Annotated in this window: 24 protein-coding genes; 20 read left to right on the top strand and 4 right to left on the bottom strand. The window is 43.0% G+C overall.

Features of this window, described 5'->3' with window-relative positions; translation table 11 throughout:
• Window positions 1–15 precede the first annotated feature (15 nt).
• The 12 genes from pcnB (at window position 16) to K370_RS10175 (ending at window position 9,544) form a co-directional block, all read left to right on the top strand.
• Window positions 16–1,395 carry a polynucleotide adenylyltransferase PcnB gene (gene pcnB, locus K370_RS10230; protein ID WP_047541327.1) on the top strand — a complete coding sequence of 460 codons (1,380 nt, stop codon included), beginning with the start codon at window positions 16–18 and terminating at the stop codon, window positions 1,393–1,395.
• The gene (gene folK / locus K370_RS10225) at window positions 1,395–1,913 is read left to right on the top strand and encodes a 2-amino-4-hydroxy-6-hydroxymethyldihydropteridine diphosphokinase (protein WP_047541326.1); all 519 of its coding nucleotides are present in this window, start codon (window positions 1,395–1,397) and stop codon (window positions 1,911–1,913) included. The genes pcnB and folK overlap by 1 nt, the downstream gene beginning before the upstream one ends.
• 9 nt (window positions 1,914–1,922) lie before the next feature.
• Window positions 1,923–2,570 carry a deoxynucleoside kinase gene (locus tag K370_RS10220; protein ID WP_047541325.1) on the top strand — a complete coding sequence of 216 codons (648 nt, stop codon included), beginning with the start codon at window positions 1,923–1,925 and terminating at the stop codon, window positions 2,568–2,570.
• Window positions 2,571–2,684: 114 nt separating this feature from the next.
• The gene (locus K370_RS10215) at window positions 2,685–3,275 is read left to right on the top strand and encodes a hypothetical protein (RefSeq protein ID WP_047541323.1); all 591 of its coding nucleotides are present in this window, start codon (window positions 2,685–2,687) and stop codon (window positions 3,273–3,275) included.
• A 144-nt stretch (window positions 3,276–3,419) separates the two neighbouring features.
• On the top strand, window positions 3,420–4,232 hold the full coding sequence (gene panB / locus K370_RS10210; RefSeq protein ID WP_047541322.1) for a 3-methyl-2-oxobutanoate hydroxymethyltransferase: 813 nt from the start codon (window positions 3,420–3,422) through the stop codon (window positions 4,230–4,232).
• Between the two features lie 111 nt (window positions 4,233–4,343).
• Entirely contained in the window at window positions 4,344–5,195 is an 852-nt protein-coding gene (gene panC / locus K370_RS10205) for a pantoate--beta-alanine ligase (RefSeq protein WP_047541321.1), read from the top strand.
• A 56-nt stretch (window positions 5,196–5,251) separates the two neighbouring features.
• Window positions 5,252–5,632, top strand: coding sequence for an aspartate 1-decarboxylase (gene panD / locus K370_RS10200; protein ID WP_047541319.1), 381 nt, complete (start codon window positions 5,252–5,254; stop codon window positions 5,630–5,632).
• Window positions 5,633–6,031 (top strand): ribosome silencing factor, encoded by a 399-nt coding sequence (gene rsfS, locus K370_RS10195; protein ID WP_047541316.1) that lies wholly within the window; start codon window positions 5,633–5,635, stop codon window positions 6,029–6,031.
• Window positions 6,032–6,066: 35 nt separating this feature from the next.
• Entirely contained in the window at window positions 6,067–6,546 is a 480-nt protein-coding gene (gene rlmH, locus K370_RS10190; RefSeq protein WP_047541314.1) for a 23S rRNA (pseudouridine(1915)-N(3))-methyltransferase RlmH, read from the top strand.
• Between the two features lie 142 nt (window positions 6,547–6,688).
• A complete protein-coding gene (locus K370_RS10185) occupies window positions 6,689–6,979 on the top strand; it encodes a hypothetical protein (RefSeq protein WP_235272731.1) in 291 nt (96 codons plus the stop codon).
• Window positions 6,980–7,071: 92 nt separating this feature from the next.
• A complete protein-coding gene (locus K370_RS10180) occupies window positions 7,072–8,556 on the top strand; it encodes a cryptochrome/photolyase family protein (protein WP_047541313.1) in 1,485 nt (494 codons plus the stop codon).
• A gap of 244 nt (window positions 8,557–8,800) precedes the next feature.
• Complete coding sequence (locus K370_RS10175) at window positions 8,801–9,544, top strand: VacJ family lipoprotein (RefSeq protein ID WP_047541312.1); 744 nt, start codon at window positions 8,801–8,803, stop codon at window positions 9,542–9,544.
• Between the two features lie 106 nt (window positions 9,545–9,650).
• Here K370_RS10175 and pmbA read toward each other — a convergent pair whose 3' ends face one another.
• Window positions 9,651–10,973, bottom strand: a complete 1,323-nt coding sequence (gene pmbA / locus K370_RS10170; protein ID WP_047541311.1) for a metalloprotease PmbA — start codon at window positions 10,971–10,973, stop codon at window positions 9,651–9,653.
• A gap of 114 nt (window positions 10,974–11,087) precedes the next feature.
• Between pmbA and yjgA the strand changes: the two genes are divergently transcribed.
• Both yjgA and K370_RS10160 read left to right on the top strand, forming a co-directional pair.
• The gene (gene yjgA, locus K370_RS10165) at window positions 11,088–11,633 is read left to right on the top strand and encodes a ribosome biogenesis factor YjgA (protein WP_047541309.1); all 546 of its coding nucleotides are present in this window, start codon (window positions 11,088–11,090) and stop codon (window positions 11,631–11,633) included.
• 17 nt (window positions 11,634–11,650) lie between these two features.
• Window positions 11,651–12,886: a putative Na+/H+ antiporter gene (locus tag K370_RS10160; RefSeq protein WP_047541945.1), complete on the top strand. Its 1,236-nt coding sequence runs from the start codon at window positions 11,651–11,653 to the stop codon at window positions 12,884–12,886.
• Window positions 12,887–12,898: 12 nt separating this feature from the next.
• Here K370_RS10160 and K370_RS10155 read toward each other — a convergent pair whose 3' ends face one another.
• The gene (locus K370_RS10155) at window positions 12,899–14,911 is read right to left on the bottom strand and encodes a site-specific recombinase (protein WP_052185230.1); all 2,013 of its coding nucleotides are present in this window, start codon (window positions 14,909–14,911) and stop codon (window positions 12,899–12,901) included.
• Between the two features lie 96 nt (window positions 14,912–15,007).
• Complete coding sequence (locus K370_RS10150) at window positions 15,008–15,874, bottom strand: PDZ domain-containing protein (RefSeq protein ID WP_047541308.1); 867 nt, start codon at window positions 15,872–15,874, stop codon at window positions 15,008–15,010.
• Window positions 15,875–15,947: 73 nt separating this feature from the next.
• On the opposite strand from K370_RS10150, the gene mog reads away from it, so the two are divergent.
• The 5 genes from mog to K370_RS10125 are packed head-to-tail and all read left to right on the top strand — an operon-like array spanning window position 15,948 to window position 18,999.
• Window positions 15,948–16,550: a molybdopterin adenylyltransferase gene (mog, locus tag K370_RS10145; protein ID WP_047541941.1), complete on the top strand. Its 603-nt coding sequence runs from the start codon at window positions 15,948–15,950 to the stop codon at window positions 16,548–16,550.
• Window positions 16,551–16,568: 18 nt separating this feature from the next.
• On the top strand, window positions 16,569–16,967 hold the full coding sequence (locus tag K370_RS10140) for a VanZ family protein (RefSeq protein WP_047541307.1): 399 nt from the start codon (window positions 16,569–16,571) through the stop codon (window positions 16,965–16,967).
• A gap of 2 nt (window positions 16,968–16,969) precedes the next feature.
• Window positions 16,970–17,923, top strand: coding sequence for a thiamine-phosphate kinase (thiL, locus tag K370_RS10135; RefSeq protein WP_047541305.1), 954 nt, complete (start codon window positions 16,970–16,972; stop codon window positions 17,921–17,923).
• On the top strand, window positions 17,907–18,440 hold the full coding sequence (locus K370_RS10130) for a phosphatidylglycerophosphatase A (RefSeq protein WP_047541304.1): 534 nt from the start codon (window positions 17,907–17,909) through the stop codon (window positions 18,438–18,440). Before thiL ends, K370_RS10130 begins: the two co-directional genes overlap by 17 nt.
• Window positions 18,433–18,999, top strand: a complete 567-nt coding sequence (locus tag K370_RS10125; RefSeq protein ID WP_047541303.1) for a CinA family protein — start codon at window positions 18,433–18,435, stop codon at window positions 18,997–18,999. Before K370_RS10130 ends, K370_RS10125 begins: the two co-directional genes overlap by 8 nt.
• A gap of 53 nt (window positions 19,000–19,052) precedes the next feature.
• Here the strand turns inward: K370_RS10125 and K370_RS10120 are convergent, their stop codons facing one another.
• Entirely contained in the window at window positions 19,053–19,397 is a 345-nt protein-coding gene (locus tag K370_RS10120) for a hypothetical protein (protein WP_052185228.1), read from the bottom strand.
• Between the two features lie 193 nt (window positions 19,398–19,590).
• Between K370_RS10120 and recA the strand changes: the two genes are divergently transcribed.
• Window positions 19,591–20,619 (top strand): recombinase RecA, encoded by a 1,029-nt coding sequence (gene recA / locus K370_RS10115; RefSeq protein WP_047541300.1) that lies wholly within the window; start codon window positions 19,591–19,593, stop codon window positions 20,617–20,619.
• Window positions 20,620–20,652: the final 33 nt, after the last annotated feature.

The following is a 20,652-nucleotide window of genomic DNA, read 5'->3' as shown; positions in this document are numbered from 1 at the left end:
TATGATCAAACCAATATGATTAAAAGATTCCTACAAAAAGTTTTTAGTAAAAGAACGAAGGCGACATTAGCCATTAACCAAGCTGACAGTATTGACACCAGCATGGCTAAAAAAATCACGGCAAAAGTACATAAGATCGATAAAAGCTTAATCAGCCAAGCGGCATTAAAAACTTGCGATGGCTTACAGAAAGCTGGATTTGAAGCATTTATTGTCGGCGGTGCTGTACGCGATTTGTTGTTGAATTACAAGCCGAAAGATTTTGATATCGCCACCAATGCCACACCAGAAGAAGTCAATCGCGTCTTCCGCCGTTCACGCATTATTGGTCGCCGTTTTCGCTTAGTGCATGTGTTGTGGGGACAGGAAACGATTGAAGTTTCCACTTTCCGCGGTCATCATCAAGCAGAAGGTGACGCAAAAACCAACGATAGCGGACGGATTCTTCGCGACAATGTTTTTGGCAGTTTGGAACATGATGCAGCGCGACGCGACTTTACCGCCAATGCCTTGTATTACAACCCAGCCAATGCAGAAGTACTGGATTTTCACAATGGCGTGGCGGATATAAAGGCTAATGTGCTGCGCATGATTGGCGACCCGCTTACACGCTATCAGGAAGACCCCGTGCGCATGCTTCGTGCGGTGCGTTTATCCGCTAAGCTTGGCTTAAAAATTGATGCTGCAACCCAAGCACCTATCGCCAAAAATGCCAATTTATTGCAGGACGTTCCGCCGAGCCGTTTGTTTGATGAAATGCTCAAGCTTTTTCTTTCCGGCCATGCGATTGAAAGTGTCAATGCCTTGCGTGCACAACATTTACATCATGGCTTACTGCCTATGCTGGACGTAGTATTGGAACAACCTTTGGGCGAAAAATTCGTCATGCTGGCACTTAAGAATACCGATGACCGTATTTCGATAGGCAAATCTGCAAATCCCAGTTTTTTATTCGCTTGCTTACTGTGGCATGAAGTATTAGCCGCTTGGCAAACGTATCAGGATAAAGGCGAAAGCTTTATCCCTGCCCTGCATATGGCGATGAACGAAGTGATTGCGACACAAGCCGAAAAATTGGCCATTCATAATCGCCATACCGCCACCATGAAAGAAATTTGGGGCTTGCAACCACGATTTGAACAACGCGCAGGTAAACGCCCTTTTGGCATTTTAGAACACCCACGCTATCGTGCTGGCTATGACTTTTTACTGCTACGTTGCGATTCCGGCGAAATTGATGCTGAGCTGGGTACTTGGTGGACAACTTTTGCGGAAGCAAAACCAGAAGATCGTACCGCGATGTTATTACCGGATACAAGCCCTAAAAAACGCCGCAAACGTAGCCGTAAGAAATCGACTGCTACCGATAAAGTCGTGCTGGACTCAATTCATTGATGCAAAAAACACCGATACATAAGACACAGTCACACATTGCTTATATTGCACTGGGTAGCAATCTACAAAACCCTGTTATGCAAGTTAAACAGGCTTTTATTGCACTCAGCCAATTAACAAATTCAAGCTTAATTCAGGTTTCCAGTCTTTATCAAAGCGAGCCGGTAGGCTATGAAAACCAACCTGATTTCATTAATGCCGCAGCCGAAATCAGCACCACTTTAAGTCCTGACGAATTATTAGACGCATTGTTGACGATTGAAAATCAGGCTGGTCGCGAACGTCCATTTGCCAATGCACCGCGCATATTAGATTGCGATCTACTGTGTTATGACAATGTAGAAATGCAGTCACATAAACTCACTCTGCCGCATCCACGCATGCATTTACGTGGCTTTGTATTATTACCTTTGGCTGAAATTGCACCAGATTTATCCATTCCAAATCATGGCAATGTTGTAAAATTAGCGCAAAAGCATTTAAATCAAGGCATCCAGAAATTAGACACTTCAAATTAAGTACTTCAAATGAGCATATTCAGTAAATATCCCTATATCGTGATTGAAGGCCCGATTGGTAGCGGCAAAACCACACTGGCTAAATTATTGGCAGACAAATTTTCAGTACAACTGCTCAGCGAAAAAGCAGAAGATAATCCATTTTTGCCGCGTTTTTATCAAGATGCGCAACGTTACTCGCTACCAACGCAGCTGTTTTTCTTATTCCAACGTTCACGCCAAATCGCGGATATGACACAACGCGATTTATTTTCTACGCCTACAGTGGCGGATTTTTTTCTGGAAAAAGATCCGCTATTCGCACGACTTAATTTAGACGATGAAGAGTACGCGTTGTATCACCAAATCTACACGCATTTGCAATTAAAATCACCCAAACCAGATTTAGTAATTTACCTGCAAACACCGATTGAAGAGCTTGCCGAACGTATTGAAGAACGCAATATCAGTTATGAGCAAGAAATTCCACTGGAATATATTGAGCGTTTAGCAGATGCTTACAGCGAGTTTTTTCATACTTACGATACATCGCCTGTATTAATTGTGAATAACGAAAAACTCAATATTATTAAGGATGAAAGTGCGCTTAATTTGCTGGTGGATAGAATCTTGCAGATTAAAAGTAGTCGCGAATATTTCAATCCTAACTTCGACTAAGGCTACAACCCAAATCAGACACTCTTTCCAAGACCCAATCGGGCCATTGTGCTCATTTAGCAATTAATAGATTATCCGTTATAAGATTTTTGCATAAGATTAACGTGATATATCATGAAAAAACTATTTACACTTGTGGCTTTATTAACAGTCGCGACCACAGCAAATGCCAACCTAATACAAAACGGTTCTTTTGAAGAAACAATTCAAGCAAATGGCACATGGGGTATTTATAACAGCATCAATGGCTGGTCAACAACCAATGGAGCCGGCATCGAAATTCGCAATAACGTAGAAGGCGCTGCTTCTAACGGCGTTAACTTTGTTGAATTAGATTCAAATAACAACAGTGCAATGATACAAACGATTACGACTTCAGCTGGCTCGCTGTACGAACTTTTGTTCGATTATTCGCCGCGTGTTAATCAGCCCGCTACTACTAATGGCATTTCAGTCTTTTGGAACGGCACATTATTAGCTGAGATTACCGGTACAGGCGGCGTAAGCAACTCATGGGTAACGCAACAATTTTTTGTAACAGGCACTGGCAACGATGTGTTGAAGTTTGCCGCAACTGGCACAAGCGATAGCCTTGGTGGCAATATTGATTATGTGCAGTTAAACGCCGTACCAGTCCCCGCCGCAGCTTGGTTGTTTGCCTCTGCATTATGCCTGTTTGGTTTTGCGCGACGTAACTCTATTTAAATTTACTTTTTAAATAGTATCTAACAGATGGGGCTTATATTAAGCCCCATTTTTTCGTCTTGATTTTAATCTCCGTCGCTCACTTTCGCCTGTCTGTTTAGTATTGTTGGCAATATCAAAACAATTTTATTGTAAAATGCTGACATGCTGCTATCCCAACTGAATCACAAAGTTCAATCTGGCGAAAAAATCGCCATGCTTACTTGTTACGACGCCACTTTTGCCAAACTAATGGAAGCTGCTGGTGTGGATATCTTACTGGTGGGTGATTCGCTCGGTATGGTGCTGCATGGCGCAGAAAATACGCTCAATGTGAGTATGCATCACATGACCTATCACACCAAAAGCGTAGCCGCAGGCGCACTTAACACGTTGATTATTGCTGATATGCCACTGGGCAGCTACGAACATGACGCTGAAGCTGCATATAAAAATGCAGAGTGGTTAATCAAATCTGGTGCGCACATGGTTAAATTTGAAGGTGGTGGCGAAAAAGCCAATACAGCCAGATATTTAGTCGAGCGTGGCATACCTGTCTGCGCGCATTTAGGCTTTACACCACAATCAGTTAATCAGCTTGGCGGCTACAAAATTCAAGGAAAAACGGCCGAAGGCGCGGCGAAAATTGTACAAGATGCAAACACCATGGCAGATGCCGGTGTTAGCTTGATTGTGCTGGAAATGGTGCCAGCCAGCTTAGCCAAAAACATCACCGAAACAATTAAAGTACCGACAATTGGCATAGGAGCAGGCGTGGACTGTAGCGGCCAAGTGCTGGTTGTACAGGATCTATTGGGCATTTATACAGGGCCGGCGAGCAAAAATGCAGCAGAGTTCAAATCACCCCGCTTTGTGCGCAATTTTTTGAAAGACACCAACAGCATTCAAGATGCGGTATCCACTTACGTGAAGTCGGTCAAAAACAAAACCTTTCCTGCTGCAGAACATAGCTACTAGCGCTTTGAAATCGATGGACTAAGAACTGAATCGATTTTTTATTTGTATCGCCGCACTATTCAGCGCTGATTAATCAAACGTTTCAATCCTGTTGTGGTTTAAAATAGCGCCATGCAGATAATCGATTCAAAAAGCACATTAAGGCTTGCCCTTAAAAACCGCATCAATATTGGCCTTGTGCCGACTATGGGCAATTTACATGCGGGCCATATTCAATTAGTGAAGTTAGCTAAGCAGCACGCAGAATGTGTGGTTGTGAGCATTTTTGTGAACCCATTACAATTTGGCGCCAATGAAGATTTGGCCAGTTATCCGCGCACATTGGCAGCCGACTGTGAAAAACTGGAAGCTGCAGGCGCAGATATCGTATTTACACCCAGTATGGCTGAGCTATATCCAAACTTTGATGGTATCCATCTCAATCAAAACATCACAGTTAACCTGCCAGACATTGCAAATATACTCTGTGGCGTCAGTCGCCCAGGCCATTTTGCAGGTGTTGCAACGATAGTCACCAAACTGTTCAATATCGTGCAACCGCAAATTGCACTATTCGGTAAAAAAGATTTTCAGCAACTTTTTATCATTCGTGAGCTGGTTAAACAACTCAACTATCCGATTGAAATCATTGCCGGCGAAACAGTGCGCGAAATAAGTGGCCTTGCATTAAGCTCGCGCAATGGTTATTTAAGCGAAACTGCGCGTGCCAATGCAAGCCAATTAAATAAAGCGTTACAGGTCATCATTAACGCTATTGAAAATGGCAACACGCACTTTGATGCATTAGAAAAGCAAACTGCATTGGAGTTAGCAGCGCACGGCTGGCTGGTAGATTATATTTCTGTACGCGCAGTCGAAACCCTGCTGCCTGCGAAACCGAACGATAAAAACTTAGTGGTATTAGGTGCTGCCAAAATAGAGAGTACGCGCCTAATTGATAACATTGAGTTTTGCGCTAAGTAATTGAAAAGACTATAATACAATCCCTTTTTAAAAACGGTTAAACCTGCAAGGAAATCATGCAACGAACCATGCTTAAATCTAAACTGCACCGTGTACATGTGACTCACAGCGAGTTACATTACGAAGGTAGCTGTGCGATTGATGAAGCTTTATTGGAAGCTGCAAATATTAAAGAATATGAAGAGATTCATATTTACAATGTGACCAATGGTCAGCGCTTTAACACTTATGCTATCCGCGCAGAGCGTCATTCTGGCATTATTTCTGTTAACGGTGCTGCTGCGCACAAAGCACAGCCGAAAGATATTATTATCATTGCCAGCTACGCACACTACACCGAAGCGGAACTGCAAAACTATGCTCCACAACTTGTGTATGTAAATGCTCAAAACCAGATTCAAACTCAACGTAACGCAATCCCAGTACAGGCCGCTTAAATGACAACAGAATCAAATTCAACAGACTTAAAACAAGCAGCCCCCTTCGATTTAGAAGCCATGAAGCTTGCCGTGATTGACGCATTAGACGATGTTAAAGGTTTCGATATCACGACAATGGATGTACGCAAGCTCACCAATATGACTAGCTACATGATAGTTGCCAGCGCAACTTCCAGCCGCCAAGCCAGAGCTATGGGCGATAATGTGCGTACAAAACTGAAAGAAAAAGGCTATGAAGTTCGTGGCACTGAAGGCGAAAAAGATGGCGAATGGGTGCTAGTCGACTTAAATGATATTGTCGTACATATTATGGTGCCTACTACACGTGCCTACTATAATCTCGAACAACTTTGGGGCGATGCCGAAGCACGTCGCGGGCATATTAAATCGGCTTAATTAACCGTAATAAAACTGCAAATAATGAAGTTGTAATGAAGCTACGTATTATTTCAGTTGGTCACAAAATGCCGGGCTGGGTTGAAACAGCCTGCACAGAATACACAAAACGCATGCCACGTGAGGCGACTGTTGAGATTATCGACATCAAACCTGAAAAACGTGCTGCTGGCAACAGCATAGAGAATATCCAACTGATTGAAGCAAAACGCATTTTAGAGGCAATTGGGCGCGACTACCTGATTGCTTTAGATGAGCGCGGTAATGAAGTCACTACTCTGCAGCTTGCCGAAAAGCTTTCAAACTGGCTAGCAGGCGATATGACTGGCGGTAGAGATATCGCTTTAGTGATTGGTGGTGCAGATGGCCTGCATGCGTCCATCAAACAAAAAGCCGATTGGCTATGGAGCTTATCTAAACTCACACTGCCGCATGGTATGGTGCGCATCATGCTGGCGGAACAACTTTACCGCGCACATTCCGTTATTCAAAACCATCCATATCACCGCGAATAAATTCAAAGCATGCTGGCATGTTAAATGCTTCTATATGTCTACAGGGCATATAGAAGCTTAGTTTCATCGTAAACATGCCCCAAAAGAGTGATTTTAGCCCTGAATTAGCATCTTTTTGAAACAATTTAAGATCGAGGATTTCATGATGGATAACAAAAGCTTAGTCTTATTATCAAAATTTTCAGTCTCAGCCAGAAGGTTAATTGGCTCAGTTAATCCTGCCAAACTCATTAAAGACAGTGAATATAGCGCAGAGGTTTTTCAAAAAGCATTTGAACTGGGAGACGAGGAATTAATTATGTTATCGCTTGAAGTTCAAGCAATGCTTGGGTTAATCATAGTCAGTTCATCAGCTGAAAGCACGGCAAAGGTAACCACGATCAAGCCTGCAGCTGAGCCTGAACAAAAATATATGTTCGGTGCCAGAAGTTAATTAATCCAGCCCAGCATCTATTCAAATTCAACTGTTAAATTTATAGATATTAAGTTTGTTAAACTAGACAGCTTATCAGTTGTCTTTTTAACATGGCTTATTCAAAATCCACCACAAATTCTTATGTAAAATCCCTGGTCTGGTTTAGACGTGATTTACGCGATTATGATCATGCAGCTTTTTATCATGCACTTAAATCATCATCCCAAGTATATTGCGTCTTTGTATTTGATACCGATATTCTGAGCCACTTACACGACAAAGAGGATCGCCGCGTCGAGTTCATTTGGGAAAGCATACAAGCACTACAAACCGCCTTACAGCTTAAAGGTGGCGACTTGATTGTGTTGTACGGCAGCGCGCAAGAGGAAATTCCAAAGCTAGCTCACGCATTGCAAATCGAGGCAGTGTTTTCTAACCATGATTACGAACCAAGCGCTATTAAGCGTGATGAAATTGTTGCTCATGCATTAAAACAAAATAATATCGACTTTCAACACTACAAAGATCAAGTGATCTTTGAAAAAAATGAAATTCTTAACATGACTGGCAAGCCTTATGGCGTATTTACACCATACAAAAACATGTGGCTTAAAACAGTCAATGATTTTTATGTAAAGCCATATCCAGTAGATAGCTACATACAAAACCTAGCCAAAACTACACCAACACCATTGCCTAGCTTGGAAAATATGGGATTTAAGCGCACCAATTTATCCAGCATGCGCCTTCCCACTGGCATGAAAGGTGGATTAGCGTTGTTCGAGGACTTTAAACAACGCATGAGCCACTACAAAGAAGCCCGCAACTTTCCTGCAATTAAAGGCGTATCTTATTTATCAGTCCATTTGCGATTCGGCACTGTATCGATTCGCCATCTAGCGCGCGAAGCCATGCAGGCCGCAAACATCGGCAGTCAAAGCTGGCTGAATGAATTGATATGGCGTGATTTTTATTTTCAAATACTGCATCACAATCCAAAAGTCGCATCAGGAAAAGCTTTTAAGGCAGAATATGAAACGCTTCCCTTCCCCAACAATGAAGCTTTTTTTAAAGCATGGCGCGATGGAAAAACAGGTTATCCATTAGTGGATGCGGCCATGCGACAACTAAACACCACTGGATTTATGCATAACCGCCTGCGCATGGTTACGGCAAGTTTCTTAGTAAAAGATTTACTCATCGACTGGCGTTGGGGTGAGCGCTATTTTGCAGAAAAATTAATGGATTTTGATTTAAGTGCTAATAATGGTGGCTGGCAATGGGCTGCCAGCACTGGTTGTGATGCGCAACCATGGTTTAGAATTTTTAACCCCATCACCCAAAGTGAGAAGTTTGACGGCGCAGGTAAGTTTATCCGCAAATACGTGACAGAATTGGGCCCATGCAATGACAAAGAAATACACGCACCGTGGTTAATCCCGCCTCTTCGCCAACAACTTATAGACATTAATATCGGTACAAATTACCCCCCGCCTGTCGTTGATCATGCTTCTCAGCGAACACTGGCTTTATCTCTCTATAAAAGCTGTAGCTCTAATAAAAATGAAAACGACATAACAGATAGCGAGGCATGATAATTGCTATGTGTATGATTGAACACAGACTCACCTATTTATAGTTTATAGATATTTCTTACGCACGTTGTTTTTACGCAACAATACGCTAAATGTATAAATTGTTAAAATTTTATCAGTAGACAACGCAAACACTGTCGGTGATAATGTTGATGCTGTGTGAGGGGAAATATGCCTTAGTCATATGCTTTAAAAACAATTAATAAAGTAATCAAAATCTAATTAAATTTAAGTGAACATAATAATGCATTCAAAATTAATCACTCTTTGTCTAAGCTGCGTACTCGCGCTATTGGTAAGCGGCTGTGCCACAACCAATAAAGACCCGTTAGAGGGCATTAATCGCGGTATTTATAAATTTAACGACGTTGCTGACCGGGCAGTCATCAAACCAGTTGCGACTGCTTATAAAACCATTACACCGTCTCCGATACGTAAAGGTTTCAACAACTTCTTCAACAATCTAGGTTCAATTACAACGGTTTTAAACGATTTACTGCAATTTAAATTTGCGAACGCATTTACAGATGCGGGCCGATTTGTCATCAACACCACCTTTGGTTTAGCGGGCTTTATCGATGTTGCCAGCATGGATAATATTCCTAACCATAAAGAAGATTTTGGTCAAACATTAGGTTACTGGGGTGTTGGCAATGGTGCGTATTTAGTTCTGCCAATTTTAGGCCCAAGTACCTTGCGCGATGCAACAGGGTTTGCGATTGACAGAGTGACAACTGATCCAATCACATACACCCACAATATAGGCGAAGTGCGTTTGCACAATCAGCTACGTACCGCACAGTTAATTGATGCGAGAGCACAGCTTTTAGACGCGGGCGACCTTGTAGATAACGCCTCGCTTGATCCATATTCATTTCTGCGTGATGCCTATTTACAAAGTAGAGCGAACTTGATTGCAGATGGCGCTGCTAACACAAAAGCAACGGATGATGGCTTTGAACCAGCGGATGAAGATGAAATTAAGTAAAGCTAATGAGTAAAATTGGTTAACTTTACCAACTGATAAAAAGCTAAGTAATAAAAAAGCCCTGCAAATGCAGGGCTTTTTTATTGCACAAATCACTTAAGCGAAATCACCCTGCTGCTACAGTCATTTGCTCAATCAGAATAGAACCAGTCAATTTTGAGCTATTCTTAATCACATCCGTGCCAATTGCCGTAATTTGATTCAACATGTCCTTCATATTTCCTGCAATCGTAATTTCCTCTACTGGATAAACAATCACGCCATTTTCCACCCAAAAGCCTGCCGCACCACGCGAGTAATCACCTGTCACCATATTGAGGCCATGCCCAAGCACTTCTGTTACCAATAAGCCGGTATTCATTAACTTTAATAATTCAGCAAAATCCTGCCCGGTGGACCGCACAATCAAATTGTGACTGCCACCGGCATTGCCTGTGGTTTGCATACCTAATTTTCGGGCAGAATAGCTGGATAAGACATAACCTTGCAGAACACCATTCTCAATTAATTGACGTGATTTAGTCGCGACACCTTCATTATCAAATGGACTGCTCGCAACACCTTTGCTCAAATGCGGATCCTCGAGGATATTTAGCAGTGGCGAGGCAATTTGTTTACCCAAACTATCTAATAGAAAAGAAGACTTTCGATACAAACTACCGCCAGAAATCGCACCGATCAATGAAGAGATCAATCCTGATGCAAGTGGTGCCTCAAATAAAACAGGGTATTGCCCTGTTTGAATCGCACGCGCACCTAAACGCCTGATACTGCGCTCGCCTGCCAGCTTTCCGACTGATTGCGCAGAGTCCATATCCAATTGATCACGCGCGCTGGTATACCAGTAATCGCGCTGCATATTATCGCCCTCGCCTGCAATAACAGAGCAGCTTATGCTGTGTCGCGAGCTTGCATAGCCACCTACAAAACCATGGCTATTGGCATAAGCAAAAACACTTTCGCTATTGGATACACCCGCACCTTCTGAATTTGTAATACGATTTTTGTCTACTTCTAAAGCGGCTGCCTCACAAGCTTTAGCAATTTCCACGGCCTCTTCTACACTTACATTCCATGGATGATATAAATTTAAATCCGGTATGTCTGTGGCCATTAGACTGGCATCAGCCAGCCCACAAAACGCATCTTTTGCGGTATATTTTGCAATATTACAAGCCGCTTCCACACTATCTTTTAATGCCTGTGGACTTAAATCCGAGCTGCTGGCATGACCTTTTTGTTGACCGAAATAAACGGTAATCGACATACCTTTGTCGCGATTGTATTCAATGTTTTCCGTCTCGCCTAAACGAACCGATACATTTTGACCCGTACCAAAACTTACATCAGTTTCTGCGGATGATGCGCCAGCTTGTTTGGCTATCTTGAGTACATCCTGGGTGATTTGTTTTAAATGCGCTAAGTCCATTGTCGGGTTTGATTAATTCAATTGGCTAAAACTGGTATCATACCGTAGCTAATACTAAAGCTGCTATATTAAAACAGTAGCAACTTACCCATACAAACAAGCCCACACAACCAAGTGAATACCGTGACTGAAAAAGAACCATTAATAGAGCCTATCAGCAAAACAAAACTTAAAGCTGAAGCGGATGCGCAACAAGCGATTGGCAAAAAATTAATTAATTTGTCCAAAGATAAATTAATTAAACTGGATCTGCCAGAAGCTTTGTTTGATGCCGTCATGGAAGCAAAACGCCTTACTGCCAACGGCGCAGTACGCCGCCAGCTACAATATATAGGCCGATTAATGCGTGATGTAGATAACGCACCAATTGTTGAGCAATTATCCGCGTGGGAAGGAAAGAACACGCAAGAAAATGCACGTTTCCACACAATGGAGCGTTGGCGCGCCCGTTTGATTGCAGAGCCCAACGCATTGAGCGAGTTCTTAACCAAATTTCCACAAGCAGATATTCAACAGATACGCACGTTAATACGCAATGCCCAGCGCGAAGCGACGGCAGAAAAGCCGCCAAAAAGTAGTCGCGAATTATTTAAGTTGATTCGTGAGATCAGTGAGGTGTCCGAAGCAAACAAATCCGACGAAAGTGATCAGACGACTTGAATGCACATGCACTAAACATGCTTGCAGCAGTTATTTTTGCATGTGCGCTGTTGCATACTTTCTCAACCAAACACTTTGAAACACTGGCAAATCGCCATCCAAACCATGCTGGATTATTTCACCTGTTAGGCGAAGTAGAAGTCGTTTTCGGCTTTTGGGCATTTATATTAATTGGCTTGCTGGCGACATTTGCAGGTAATAATTACGCTATTAACTACGTTGAATCACGCCATTACACCGAACCACTATTTGTGTTTGTTATTATGGTGGTCGCTGCCTCAAGGCCTTTGCTTGACGTGGTGCGCACGCTGGTGAAGTCTATCGCCAATTTAATTCCTATCAACAATCTACTCGCCCAAGTCTGGCTAAGCTTAGCGGTTGTGCCATTGCTAGGTTCATTCATTACAGAACCTGCGGCAATGACACTAGCTGCATTAATGCTGGCACCGCAAGTTTTTAAGCAAGGCATGCCAGAGTGGCTAAAATACGCCGCGCTTGGCGTATTATTCGTCAACATTTCAATTGGCGGTACATTAACCTCATACGCCGCACCACCCGTTTTAATGGTCGCCAGTGCGTGGCAATGGGATTCTGCTTTTATGGCAAGCACATTCGGCTGGCGCGCTGCGACTGCGGTTTTCATTAATGCCACTGCCATCAGTTATTTATTGCGCAAGCATTTAAGCGTCATATCAACTTCAAACGAAACGAGAAAAGAGCTCAAAACGCCCATTACAGTCAGCTTGATCCATGTAGCTTTTCTAGTCGCTGTAGTTATTTTCGCGCATCACCCAGTGATATTTTTTGGTTTATTTTTATTGTTTCTCGGCTTTACGCAAGCCTATGAACGTTATCAATCTCCCCTATTATTAAAAGAAGGTTTGCTGGTCGGCTTCTTTTTGGCAGGGCTTGTCGTATTGGGCGGCATGCAGCAATGGTGGCTGCAACCGATCATTTCAGGCCTAGAGCCCATACAATTATTCTTTGGCGCAACAGCACTCACTGCAATTACCGATAATGCAGCGCTGACCTATTTAGGCTCACTAATTACTGGCATGTCAGACGAAGCTAAATATATGTTGATGGCAGGCGCGGTGGCGGGTGGCGGACTGACCGTGATTGCGAATGCGCCCAATCCAGCCGGCGTTGCGCTTTTAAAACAAGGCTTCAATGACCAATCGATTGGTGCAGGACAATTATTGGCTGGCGCATTGGCACCAACTTGTGTTGCATTAATGATGTTTTTAATTTAGCTGCATGCTTCATTAATCAACATCTTTAGTCTGATTTTCAGCCTCTTTTTTAGGCGGTAGCAAAAACTCTTCAGGATGTTGATTCAATCTTGATAACACCTTTACAAACAGTAATCGCCATTGTGCAAAATTGACTTTTCGTGACTTCATCGCAACGTACAAGGCCAATCCAAAACTTACCGCCAGATTCGTGGTGGCTATCAGATAAATACCCAGCCCTGCCATTAAAAACATATTCAGGGTGAAGTTAAAGTCTAACGTAAACGCTGAAAACCCGACGAATGCCGAAGCAAATGTGACGTGTCGAATATCGATTGGCAGCCCCAGCAACACACCCAAGCCCGACATCCCGCCAAGCAAGCAACCAAAATAAAAATTGCCGGCAAGTGCGCCTAAATTGTTTTCAATGTAGTTTGCGAAACGGTTCAATCTAGCCGGCCCAAGTAATTTCTGTAACCATTTAAGCGCAGCCAAGCGTTGCGGTATTTTGTTATAGATAGCCAAATTATCATGGTAACCCGCAATTAGGCCCGATAAAAACAAACAAACGCCAGCCACCCCTGCATACAAAACTGCACCACTTTTGCTGGGATCGTTATCGGTTAATAATTGACGCGCCTTTTCAACATCGACAAAATAATGGCCAGTAAACTGAAAAATCAGCCAGGAAATCAAGATACTTAAAGGTAACACCACCATCACATTACCTAAAATCGCAATCGTCTGACTGCTCATGGTTTGCGAAATGGTTTTGACTAACTTATCCAGGTCTTTCGTTTTTCCATCACTGCTACCAATGCTGCCAGCAATAGCCGCCGCGGTCATTGCCGGCTGTTTAGTCGCAACCGTAAAATGCAGGGTATGAATCAACACAAAGCCCAGACCATAATTGAGACTGAATAAAATCGCTTCTGTCAGCGGCGCAAAATGCTGTTTACCGATGAGTATTTTTAGCACGGCCATAATCGCAATGATAAAGCCTGCGCCAGCCGCAGAACGCATTAACTTAAAATATTCGCTACGTGTGGTGGTGATGTAATGCTCGCCTGCTCTGCTGGCGTTCTCAGTGACTCTTAATGCAAGCAACTCTACATTTTCGCGCAGATGTTGCCTGATATCATTTTTATGGCATTCAGCATAAACCAAGTCTTTAAATAGACGCAGCGCTTCAATCTTCACGGTGGTTTTATTCTTAATACCCACAATAATGCTAAAAATTGTTTCCAACCGATCCAACTGTTGCGTCATTCTCTGTAACAAAAACGTCAATCGAATACTGGTACCGTTTTGTGAGCTATTCTTACGAGTCTTTGTAATCACCTGCCGACACTGATCCAACATGATTAATACGTGGCTGACATCTGTTTCAGTCGCATTCTCCGCATTTACAACGGCGGTAATTTCTTCATTCTGGATAATAAAAGGTGAAGTATGTTTTTCTAAATCCTCATGATTTTTAACTAGCTCGGGCTCTAAGCCTGAGGAAGACAGTCGATAAGAGAGTATCTGCGATGCCTTTAGCAACTCATGATAGATTGCCTCAACAATCACAGGCTCGGCATCTTCAAAATGCAAGACATCTATCAATTGCAGCCAAATTTCGTCTGGCAATGCCAAAACCCATTGCTCATCATTGGCTTGTGTAAAAATCAGTGCAAAAATATCCTTTAGATACCGTTTATCAATCGCTTCTGGCAAAACTCGATGACTGACACGTCGATTTAGCTCTGAGAAAAAACCGCTGCTTGGCTGAATCCCAGAGTCTGCGAAGATAGAAATTGGCCGATAAACCTGAATAAGCTTTAAAACAGCATATTGCAAGCAATCTGCATACGCTTTGTTGTCTCTTAAAATATCGCAAAGTTCTTGAAGAGAGTGCATCGCATTTTTGATTTTGTGCAAGCCGCTTGGGCGCACCGCAGCTACAATTTCTGCTAATAATTGGATTGGATCCAGCTTACCTTCAAGGCGAATCTTGACTAAATGAGTTTGTAGAGTCTTTTGAATAATACTGTAATGAGACATGCTGAAGTTGCTACGAAAGCAGCGTTAATAATGAGACAAGCCAATTTAATCACGTGACGCGCGATAGCGCCACATGAGATTGAACTCAAAGCTAAATTAAGGTTGATTTATCGCGACTTGCACTGTGGCTGTTTGGCCGGCACGCTCATACACTACCGGCACGGTTTGGCCTTGATATTTTTTCACAGCAAGCACCAGTTGTTCAGGTTTTTCTAAAACTGCATCACCTAACCTAATCAACACATCTCCACGTTGCAAATTCGCCTTGGCAGCGGCTGACTCTTTAATCACGGCGATTACTTTCAAGCCCTCCTCCTCCAGAGCTTTTTCATCTTCTTGCGATTGCTTTTTCGCAAGTTTAATCACATGTACCCCCAACAAAGGCGCTGGCAATTTCGCCCAGTAACTGGCGTAATAGTTATAGTTGGCTGGTTCTGTTTCTAAATCTTTTTCAGTCAGTTCCTTACCTACTTTGGCGGCCTCTTTAATTAATTGCAATTTAGAGCTAGCCTTTTTGGCAGATCCATACTTGCTGTAAACCAGCACAGTATCTGCCTTTAAAGTTTTAGCATGCTGCAAGGCTTGCTCTGCTGGCACATCGCCTGCCGTAAACCCGGATGTACCCATCAAGTCATAGCCATTTTCCAGCATGCTGATATCATCGTCTTCTTTGCGATTACCCGCATACATTTTGGTATCCGGATTAGCTTGCAGTGAAGCCAAGTTGCCACTATTCTGCGCTTGATAGTTTTTTGCATACCAGTTTTCTGCGGGGCTTACATTTTGCACATGAGTGTTGCTTTCAGCAGCGGTTAACTGTGTTGCAAGCAACAAGATTCCCAAACTTAACAAGCTAGCCAACATAAATTTTGGCGAAATACCTTTTTTTACCTGTGCACTTTTAATCTCTACACGGTTATTGGCAGAATTTTTAATCATGGATTGATGGCGAGCAGGCTGCATGTATTAATCCTTATACGTTGAAAATGTTATGATTAGCACGTTAAAACAACGACACATCAATACAGACACACTAATGATAGAACAATTCATTAAAATCGGCTTAATTTCCATTTCAGACCGCGCAAGCAGTGGTGTGTATGCGGATAAAGGTATCCCCAGTCTGCAGGAATGGTTAGAAAAAACCGTCATTACACCGATTAAATTTGAAACACGCTTAATCGCTGATGAGCAGGACGAAATTGAAGAAACGCTGATTGATTTGGTGGATTATCAATCCTGTCATCTGATTTTCACCACAGGCGGTACAGGGCCAGCCCTGCGTGATGTGACACCAGAAGCTACACTGAAAATCGCAGATAAAGTGATGCCTGGCTTTGGCGAGCAAATGCGCCAAATCAGCCTTAATTTTGTACCAACCGCGATTCTTTCCAGACAGGTCGCGGTCATCCGCAAACAATGTTTGATTGTTAACCTGCCAGGCCAACCTAAAGCTATCGCACAAACACTTGAAGGCCTGAAAAGTGAAGCAGGTGAAGTTAAAGTGCACGGCATTTTTGCAGCCATACCTTATTGCTTAGATCTACTGGACACAGATGACTCACCTATGCCTTATTTAGAAACCAATACATCTATCGTACAGGCGTTTCGACCAAAATCAGCCATTAAGCCATCCTGAAATTAAACTAGCATAGACATGTCAAAATTTAACTCTAGAATTAACCTCAATTTAATCACAATTTTTTTGTTTTGGGCTTGCATCATCGCCAGCTCTTTTGTCATGCTAATTGATTTGACACCTAAAACCGGCGGCTGGCCTTATTGGGACAAAGTACAGCACATTGTTGGATTTAGCATACTCACTACGTTAGGCTGTTTTGCCTATATGCAAAAAAAGACTTGGATTTGCGCAGGCTTAGTCACTTATGGCGCATTAATTGAATATTTTCAAAGCGCTTTAACGGTCAGCCGCACGGCAAGTTTTGGTGATTGGTTAGCCGATATTTTCGGTGTCGCTATGGGAATTGCCGTGTGTGTAATGATTAAAAATCTGCGTGCAAAAAACGCTGCCGTTTTAACCTCGAACGCTATTTAAATATGTCGTCAGAATTTAATTTAATCGCTCAGTACTTCACTCGACCTACAGCACAAACGGATTTGGGCATCGGCGACGACGCGGCTTTAATTTCTATTACACAGGGTATGCAACTCGCTATTTCAGCCGATACACTGGTAGCAGGCACTCACTTTTTTGCTGATTGCGACCCGTATCAATTAGGATGGAAGTCACTAGCCGTAAATATATCTGACATAGCAGCGATGGGTGCGCAACCCAAATGGGCGACCTTGGCAATTGCCTTGCCTGACATGGACGGCACTTGGTTAAAATCATTTAGTCAGGGCTTTTTTGCTTGTGCGGATCAATTTGATATCGATCTAATTGGCGGCGACACCACGCGTGGGCCTCTCAATATTAGCGTGCAAATCATGGGTGAAGTGCCTTTTGGTAAAGCCATCAAACGTAGTGGCGCGAAAATAGATGAAGATATTTGGGTCAGCGGCAACCTTGGCAGTGCGGCGATAGGTTTAGCGCATTTGCAGAATAAAACACACGTTTTAGGCGGTGCCCTACCTGCCTGCTTAAACGCATTGCATATGCCAATGCCGCGCTTGGCATTGGGACTGGTACTACGCGATATTGCCACAAGCTGTATCGATATTTCAGATGGGCTGTTGGCTGATTTAGGGCACATACTGCATGCTTCAATGCTTGGCGCAACCGTTGATTTGGCAAAAATCCCTTGTATTGATTATTTAAAACAAGATTTACAGAGCCCGCAAATTCAACAAGCTATTCTGGCAGGCGGTGATGATTACGAGCTTTGCTTTACTGCGCCCAAAAGCAAACGTGCTGAAATTCACATGCTCAGCAATCAGTTAAGCCTGATGTTGACTTTAATTGGCGAAACGCAAGCAAATCTAGGCATTAATGTGATGCATAACACACAGAAATTGAACATCGACTACAAAGGATTTGACCATTTTGGTTAAGAAAAATTTAAACCACCAGAGCTCAGCCAGCCCCAATCCAGCAACTTTCAAGTTGTTAATCGCGCATCCAGCGCACTTTCTAAGTTTAGGTTTTGGTAGTGGTTTAGCCAAAAAAGCACCTGGTACTTTTGGCACGCTTGCTGGCTTGCCAATATTCTGGCTCATTTCCAGCTACGCATTAACCACGCAACTCGTCATCATTAGCGGCTTGTTTTTAATCGGTATTTACGCTTGCACCAAAACAGGCAAAGCCTTAGGCGTGGCAGATCACGGTGCGATTGTTTGGGACGAAATCGTTGCCATCATGTTAGTGCTTGCCTTTACGCCATCGCATTGGTTTTGGTGGTTAATCGCATTTGCCCTATTCCGTTTATTTGATATTTGGAAACCATTTCCCATTCGCCAGTTTGATGCAAAACTCAAAAATGGCTTCGGTGTGATGTTTGACGACTTGCTGGCCAGCATTTATGCAATTGTGGCTTTAAAAAGTTTGCTATGGATAAAAGTCTATGCATAACAATGCGCTTTTATCTGAAAGCCAGTTTTTAACACAGGCGCATGAATTAGCTAAAGAGTTGGGAGCGCTGCTAACAACTCGCCATTTGATGCTCACCTTGGCAGAGTCTTGTACAGGCGGTATGGTTGCAGAAACGATTACCAGCGTGGCAGGCAGTTCTGCATGGTTCGATTGTGGTTTTGTTACCTACAGCAATCAATCTAAAATCAACCTGCTAGGTGTATTAAGTAAAACATTACAAGAGCATGGTGCCGTGAGCGAAGAAACGGCAAAAGTAATGGCTCTCGGTTGCTTAAACCGGGTTACGCTTAATAACCATAACAGCAAGCCGAACCACACCCATATTGCTGGCAGCATCACCGGCATTGCAGGCCCAGATGGCGGAACTGCAGAAAAACCCGTTGGCACTGTCTGCTTTGCATGGACAGACTTAGAGCTATCCGCAAAAAATCAAATTCAAATACAAGCCCAAACCAAAATTTTCAGCGGAAATCGCCAACAAGTTCGCCAACAGGCAACAATTTACCTGCTGGAAAGTCTCATTAAAAATTTACGTTAAGTGGAAAATGATCTGCCACTTAAGGTAAAACTGGATCAAATTTTAACAATGGTTTAGCGATGCCCGCGTCTATCCTGATCCCTATGTCCACGGTTATTCCAGCCTTTATTGCCGTAATGGCGATGCCCATTGTCATAATACTGATAACCAAACGATGCACGTGGCGTATAGTAATAAGGGCTAGGGTAAACAACTCTTGGTGCGGCGTAATATACATGTGGCGCATAAACAACGGGCGGTGCAGAATAATACCTAACAGGTGGTGGCGCATAATACCCATGATCATGACCATAGCCGCCAACATTAATGCCAATACTGAATGAATCACGCGCTGAAGCCGTTGATACGGCAGCGGCACTCATGGCTAATACAACCAATAATGAACGTAATATTTTCATATTTCCTCCAATTAAAACAACTCTCCCTTCATTAAAAACGCACTCCCGTTTAGAAAGTTGACAATATGTGCTGCCAATTATTATTTTTTGCCTATAAATACCTTGGCATAATCCCCAGTTAAGCTTACGTTTAAGCGCAAATTATGAAATAATTAGCAGTTAATTAAGTCCCTCAAAATAAAGGCAAAACCACATGGATGACAACAAAAGCAAAGCACTCGCCGCCGCACTTTCACAAATTGAAAAACAATTTGGCAAAGGCTCAATTATGCGTATGGGCGATGCCGATATTGGTGAAGACATTCAAGCTGTTTCCACTGGTTCGCTTGGCTTAGATATCGCATTAGGCATAGGCGGTTTGCCACGCGGCCGTGTAATTGAAATTTATGGCCCGGAATCTTCAGGCAAAACAACTTTAACATTATCGGTAATTGCAGAAATGCAAAAACTAGGTGGTGTCGCCGCATTTATTGATGCGGAACATGCGCTAGACCCGCAATATGCAGCTAAGTTAGGCGTTAATGTGCCTGATTTACTGATTTCACAACCAGATACCGGTGAACAAGCACTGGAAATCGTGGATATGTTAGTGCGTTCAGGTTCTGTAGATATTGTGGTGGTCGACTCGGTTGCGGCTTTAACACCACGCGCTGAAATTGAAGGCGAAATGGGTGACTCACACATGGGTTTACAAGCGCGACTAATGTCGCAAGCCTTGCGTAAACTTACGGGTAATATCAAACGCACCAACACGATGGTGATTTTTATTAACCAGATCCGTATGAAAATCGGCGTGATGTTTGGCAACCCGGAAACGACCACTGGCGGCAACGCACTTAAGTTCTACGCCTCTGTGCGCTTGGATATTCGCCGTACTGGCGCGATTAAAAAAGGTGATGAAGTCACCGGTAGTGAAACCCGCGTAAAAGTGATTAAAAACAAAGTCGCGCCGCCATTTAAACAAGCGGAATTCGACATTATGTACGGCGAAGGTATTTCGCGTTTAGGCGAAGTGATTGAGTTAGGTTCTAACCTGAAGTTTGTGGAAAAAGCCGGCGCTTGGTATAGCTACAATGGTGAAAAAATCGGCCAGGGTAAAGAAAATGCCAAAGAGTATCTGCGCGAACACCCGGAAATGGCTGCCGAAATTGAAGCAAAAATTCGTGCCAATGCTAAACAATTAGCAGACGGCATGACAGCACCTAGAACTGAAGACGACTAACTGTTTATTCAGCTCAAAAAGCATCATTTTTAG

The organism is Methylotenera versatilis 7, from assembly GCF_000799165.1.
GTDB classification, from domain to species: Bacteria; Pseudomonadota; Gammaproteobacteria; order Burkholderiales; family Methylophilaceae; genus Methylotenera_A; species Methylotenera_A versatilis_A.
Note: the sequence above shows the minus strand (reverse complement) of the source record. Positions and strands in the feature narration are given on the sequence as shown.

Coding starts and splice junctions, on each gene's coding strand:
- pcnB (WP_047541327.1), top strand. CDS start 16: ATGATTAAAAGATTCCTACAAAAAGTTTTTAGTAAAAGAACGAAGGCG.
- folK (WP_047541326.1), top strand. CDS start 1,395: ATGCAAAAAACACCGATACATAAGACACAGTCACACATTGCTTATATT.
- K370_RS10220 (WP_047541325.1), top strand. CDS start 1,923: ATGAGCATATTCAGTAAATATCCCTATATCGTGATTGAAGGCCCGATT.
- K370_RS10215 (WP_047541323.1), top strand. CDS start 2,685: ATGAAAAAACTATTTACACTTGTGGCTTTATTAACAGTCGCGACCACA.
- panB (WP_047541322.1), top strand. CDS start 3,420: ATGCTGCTATCCCAACTGAATCACAAAGTTCAATCTGGCGAAAAAATC.
- panC (WP_047541321.1), top strand. CDS start 4,344: ATGCAGATAATCGATTCAAAAAGCACATTAAGGCTTGCCCTTAAAAAC.
- panD (WP_047541319.1), top strand. CDS start 5,252: ATGCAACGAACCATGCTTAAATCTAAACTGCACCGTGTACATGTGACT.
- rsfS (WP_047541316.1), top strand. CDS start 5,633: ATGACAACAGAATCAAATTCAACAGACTTAAAACAAGCAGCCCCCTTC.
- rlmH (WP_047541314.1), top strand. CDS start 6,067: ATGAAGCTACGTATTATTTCAGTTGGTCACAAAATGCCGGGCTGGGTT.
- K370_RS10185 (WP_235272731.1), top strand. CDS start 6,689: ATGATGGATAACAAAAGCTTAGTCTTATTATCAAAATTTTCAGTCTCA.
- K370_RS10180 (WP_047541313.1), top strand. CDS start 7,072: ATGGCTTATTCAAAATCCACCACAAATTCTTATGTAAAATCCCTGGTC.
- K370_RS10175 (WP_047541312.1), top strand. CDS start 8,801: ATGCATTCAAAATTAATCACTCTTTGTCTAAGCTGCGTACTCGCGCTA.
- pmbA (WP_047541311.1), bottom strand. CDS start 10,973: ATGGACTTAGCGCATTTAAAACAAATCACCCAGGATGTACTCAAGATA.
- K370_RS10160 (WP_047541945.1), top strand. CDS start 11,651: ATGCTTGCAGCAGTTATTTTTGCATGTGCGCTGTTGCATACTTTCTCA.
- K370_RS10155 (WP_052185230.1), bottom strand. CDS start 14,911: ATGTCTCATTACAGTATTATTCAAAAGACTCTACAAACTCATTTAGTC.
- K370_RS10150 (WP_047541308.1), bottom strand. CDS start 15,874: ATGCAGCCTGCTCGCCATCAATCCATGATTAAAAATTCTGCCAATAAC.
- mog (WP_047541941.1), top strand. CDS start 15,948: ATGATAGAACAATTCATTAAAATCGGCTTAATTTCCATTTCAGACCGC.
- K370_RS10140 (WP_047541307.1), top strand. CDS start 16,569: ATGTCAAAATTTAACTCTAGAATTAACCTCAATTTAATCACAATTTTT.
- thiL (WP_047541305.1), top strand. CDS start 16,970: ATGTCGTCAGAATTTAATTTAATCGCTCAGTACTTCACTCGACCTACA.
- K370_RS10125 (WP_047541303.1), top strand. CDS start 18,433: ATGCATAACAATGCGCTTTTATCTGAAAGCCAGTTTTTAACACAGGCG.
- K370_RS10120 (WP_052185228.1), bottom strand. CDS start 19,397: ATGAAAATATTACGTTCATTATTGGTTGTATTAGCCATGAGTGCCGCT.
- recA (WP_047541300.1), top strand. CDS start 19,591: ATGGATGACAACAAAAGCAAAGCACTCGCCGCCGCACTTTCACAAATT.